This window comes from Moorena sp. SIO3I6 (assembly GCF_010672095.1).
The window spans coordinates 1-4,162 of record NZ_JAAHHU010000172.1; the positions used below are offsets into that span (position 1 = coordinate 1).

Here is a 4,162-nt window from a genome sequence, read left to right on the forward strand (position 1 = left end):
AGACTCTGTTACAAGAGTGATCAATTGCAGGAGTAATCAAAAGGGTAGGGCATGATGCTTGCCCCCCTTTGCCAAAATATTTGCTTATACCAACAGGAATTACCCAGTCAGTCCTGTCCACACATATTGCTACACATCGGATCAGCCTATAAACTCCTCATCTAAAGGCTGACCGAAAACCCTGAGGGCGCAAGCCCCTAAATTCTATTTATGGGGTTAGCCCGAACAGGAATTTATTCCCTAACTGTTCGGGCGTCTTTTTTCTAACTTGGTAAGGTTCCAGATCTTCCCAGGAACTCTAGGTACTCAGATAAGCTCAACCCCGAACTGGCTGCCAAACGTTTCAGTCCCCGCCAACCAGTCTCAGTAGCCTTGATACTGTAACTTTTCTTTGCCTCTTCGTGCAATCTAGGTCTTCCTACTTTTCTTTTGATTTGTTCAGACATTTTACTTGACATTATAATTTAAGGGGTCTATAATTAGAGTAGCACTAAAACAGGTCGAGTAGATACAACAAAAGGAGGTGATGTGCGAGTGTTGGTCATGGAGTTCAAAGCTATTCTAAAAAAGCCTCAAGAATTAGCAGTAAATGAAGCTATTAGAACGGCTCGTTTTGTCCGGAATAAGGTACTTCGGTATTGGATGGACAATCGCGGAGTAAAGAAGAAAGAGCTCTATCGCTACAACACTCAACTAAGGGATGAATTTGAATTTGTTAAAGATCTAAACAGTCATGCTTGTCAAGCCTCTGTCGAGAACGTAGAGCGTGCTATTAAACGTTTTTTTGACAATTGCAAGAAAAAAGTGCCCGGCAAAAAAGGGTACCCTCGCTTCAAGAAACATTCTAGATCAGTCGAATACAAGCAGTCCGGGTGGAAATTATCCCCAGACAAGAAGTCTATAAACTTTACCGATAAAAAAGGGATCGGTAAGGTTAAGCTCAAGGGTACATGGGACTTGTGGCGTTTCGATTCGGCAAAGCCGACGCTACGCGAACAGAAGTTGATAAAGCGCGTTAGGATAGTCCAAAGAGCTGATGGTTATTATGTTCAGTTTTGTGTCAAAATAGATAACTTAAAGCGACTAGGAGCTACTGGATTCACTGTCGGGTTAGATGTCGGACTAAAAGAGTTTTACACTGACTCTGATGGTTATTCAGAACCTAATCCTAGGTTTTATCGCAAAAGCGAAAAACGATTAAAGTTTTACCAACGTCGGGTCTCCCGAAAAAAGAAAGGCTCATCTAACCGTAAGAAAGCCGTCAATAGATTAGGTAGACATCACCTTAAAATAAGTAGGCAGCGTGAAGAACATGCCAAGAGACTGGCACGTTGCGTAATCCGGTCTAACGATCTGGTCGCCTATGAAGATTTGAGGATCAAAAATCTAGTTAAAAACCACTGTCTCGCCAAATCTATTAATGATGCAGGTTGGTACAAGTTCAGGGAGTGGCTGGAATATTTTGGGCAAAAGTTTGGTCGGATAACTGTTGCAGTTAATCCTGCCTATACAAGCCAGAATTGTTCCAGCTGTGGTGAAGTGGTCAAGAAGTCATTATCAACTCGAACCCATGTCTGTAAATGTGGGTGTCGGTTAGATCGCGACCATAATGCCGCTAAAAACATCCTAACTAGAGCCTTAAGTACCGTGGGGCACACGGGAACTTTACTTAACGCTTGGGGAGATCTGTCCTCTACTTTTCCTGACTCCGGTTTGGTTAAGCAAGACGGGTCTATGAACCAAGAATCCCCCTGATTCTATCAGTGGGGAGTGTCAATAGGATCGGGCTGGGGGGATGCCATCTATGCCTAAAGATATAGACCGAAAGTAATAACTTAAACACTTATACTTAAACCCTTAGACGTAAACACTTAGATTCAAACACTTATAAATAAGGATTAGCAGCCATTATTGGGTTTTATCGGCGTAATTAGCAGTAATTACGCCTATTTACTGCTGTTTAATATTCACACCTTAGGCTTTTTACCTTTTTATAGGGTTTTTACACCTGAACCTGTACGGTCAACCCTACAGCCAGTCCCTGTCAAGCTATTGCAACAAAAATTTACAAAGTGTTATATTTATTTACATAAAGACGAAAGGAGAAAAAACCAAATGACTTTCAGCACTGACACCATTACCAAGTCCACTATGTACACCACCGTTGATGAAACTGGAGTGCTCAATAACTACGCCCCTGAAACCGAGATTTACTACGCAGATTTCCCAACACCCGAACAGCAACGTAATTATATTTCCCAAGGTGCTATAGCTAGCTTCTTAGTCAGCTTGTTAATTTTGACCGCCTTCGGTATCAGCTAAACCATTCGTTACTTATTTGACCACTACCTCGTAAAACACAAAGGAGAAAATGATGACTATTGTAATTGCACTGTTAATTGTGGGTTGGACTGCTGCAGCTCTAATTGGTACTCAAGCTTACTTCCGTGGTGAGCAAACCAAACCCATCCATGAGCGCAACTGGCGTAGTGAGTCTTTCAACAAACTGGCCAAATCCGTGACTGGTCAAGAAACTGACTATAGCGATCGCACTCCCGCCTATGCCATGGATGCTTTTGCTAGCAACTCTCTGCCCAATTCCTAATAACAAAGCATTTGACACTTTAATCAAGCAATGCTTTAAGGGTTTGACCCAAACCTCGTAAAACATAGACGAAAGGAGAAAAAACCAAATGACTTTCAGCACTAACACCATTACCAAGTCCACTATGTACACCACCGTTGATGAAACCGGAGTGCTCAACAACTACGCTCCTGAAACCGAGATTTACTACGCAGATTTCCCTTCAGTAGAACAGCAGCGTAATTATATTTCCCAAGGTGCGATAGCTAGCTTGTTAGTCAGCTTGTTAATTTTGACCGCCTTCGGTATCAGCTAAACCATTGGTTACTTGTTTGACCCAAAGCTTGTAAAAAACACAAAGGAGAAAATGATGACTATTGTAATTTCACTGTTAATTGTTGGTTGGACTGCTGCGGCGCTAATTGGTACTCAAGCTTACTTCCGTGGTGAGCAAACCAAGCCCATCCATGAGCGCAACTGGCGTAGTAAGTCTTTCAACAAACTGGCCAAATCCGTTACTGGTCAAGAAACTGACTATAGCGATCGCACTCCGGCCTATGCCATGGATGCTTTTGCTAGCAACTCTCTGCCCAATTCCTAATCTTGAAGCATTTGACAGATTAAGCAATGCTTTAACGGTTTGACCCAAAGCTTGTAAAAAACACAAAGGAGAAAATGATGACTATTGTAATTGCACTGTTAATTGTTGGTTGGACTGCTGGGGCGCTAATTGGTACTCAAGCTTACTTCCGTGGTGAGCAAACCAAGCCCATCCATGAGCGCAACTGGCGTAGTGAGTCTTTCAACAAACTGGCCAAATCCTTCACTGGTCAAGACACTGACTATAGCGATCGCACTCCGGCCTATGCCATGGATGCTTTTGCTAGCAACTCTCTGCCCAATTCCTAAACCAGAGGTCGATGCAGTATTCAGTGCTCACTAAATTGATTCGCTGGTTACAGGAAGACTTAGAGATTCCTGGGGCTTCCATTGCCCTGGCACTACGCCAGGGCGAACCAAGCCCAACCTTTTTACCCATGATTCTTTGGCAATACGGACTAATTACATTAGATCAATTAGATCAAATCTTTGATTGGTTGGAAGCCGTCTAAGTCTATTTCTGAATATATAGCAATTATCTTCACGAGTGAAGTCCAAATTTCTGGTTTTTAGGGAACAGGGAGCAGGGAGCAGGGAGCAGGGAATAGGTAATAATGAAAAAAAAATATGTACATCATAGCTATGATAAACGCTATAACTATTTCAGGTAACTATAGTAGTTTAATTTTAAATATCAAACTAGGATTGATATAAAAAGGTAACAGGTAATAGGTAAATGGAATTTCATGATCTATTTGGAAATGGTAGATAAGTCAACTCTATAAGGTAAGTCCGGGATTTGATAGTTAATACAAATTTTTTGCGCTCACACGGCTACACATCAATTTCATCTCCCCATCTCCCCATCTCCCCATCTCCCCATCTCCCCATCTCCCCATCTCCCCATCTCCCCATCTCCCCATCTCCCCATCTCCCCATCTCCCCATCTCCCCATCTCCCCATCTCCCCATCTCCCCA

General features: G+C 42.6%; 8 protein-coding genes. 7 read left to right on the top strand and 1 reads right to left on the bottom strand.

Features of this window, described 5'->3' with window-relative positions:
* Window positions 1–534: 534 nt before the first annotated feature.
* The 7 genes from F6K49_RS29565 (at window position 535) to F6K49_RS29595 (ending at window position 3,696) form a co-directional block, all read left to right on the top strand.
* Entirely contained in the window at window positions 535–1,755 is a 1,221-nt protein-coding gene (locus tag F6K49_RS29565) for a transposase (protein ID WP_293102360.1), read from the top strand.
* 360 nt (window positions 1,756–2,115) lie between these two features.
* The gene (locus F6K49_RS29570) at window positions 2,116–2,322 is read left to right on the top strand and encodes a ssl1498 family light-harvesting-like protein (protein ID WP_365975266.1); all 207 of its coding nucleotides are present in this window, start codon (window positions 2,116–2,118) and stop codon (window positions 2,320–2,322) included.
* Window positions 2,323–2,374: 52 nt separating this feature from the next.
* The gene (locus tag F6K49_RS29575; protein ID WP_198954070.1) at window positions 2,375–2,605 is read left to right on the top strand and encodes a hypothetical protein; all 231 of its coding nucleotides are present in this window, start codon (window positions 2,375–2,377) and stop codon (window positions 2,603–2,605) included.
* A gap of 88 nt (window positions 2,606–2,693) precedes the next feature.
* Complete coding sequence (locus F6K49_RS29580; protein WP_070393417.1) at window positions 2,694–2,900, top strand: ssl1498 family light-harvesting-like protein; 207 nt, start codon at window positions 2,694–2,696, stop codon at window positions 2,898–2,900.
* A 54-nt stretch (window positions 2,901–2,954) separates the two neighbouring features.
* On the top strand, window positions 2,955–3,185 hold the full coding sequence (locus F6K49_RS29585) for a hypothetical protein (RefSeq protein ID WP_198954069.1): 231 nt from the start codon (window positions 2,955–2,957) through the stop codon (window positions 3,183–3,185).
* A gap of 77 nt (window positions 3,186–3,262) precedes the next feature.
* Window positions 3,263–3,493 carry a hypothetical protein gene (locus F6K49_RS29590; RefSeq protein ID WP_293019005.1) on the top strand — a complete coding sequence of 77 codons (231 nt, stop codon included), beginning with the start codon at window positions 3,263–3,265 and terminating at the stop codon, window positions 3,491–3,493.
* Between the two features lie 11 nt (window positions 3,494–3,504).
* Complete coding sequence (locus tag F6K49_RS29595) at window positions 3,505–3,696, top strand: DUF2949 domain-containing protein (protein WP_293018949.1); 192 nt, start codon at window positions 3,505–3,507, stop codon at window positions 3,694–3,696.
* A 294-nt stretch (window positions 3,697–3,990) separates the two neighbouring features.
* Here F6K49_RS29595 and F6K49_RS29600 read toward each other — a convergent pair whose 3' ends face one another.
* Window positions 3,991–4,131, bottom strand: coding sequence for a hypothetical protein (locus F6K49_RS29600; protein WP_293102363.1), 141 nt, complete (start codon window positions 4,129–4,131; stop codon window positions 3,991–3,993).
* Window positions 4,132–4,162: the final 31 nt, after the last annotated feature.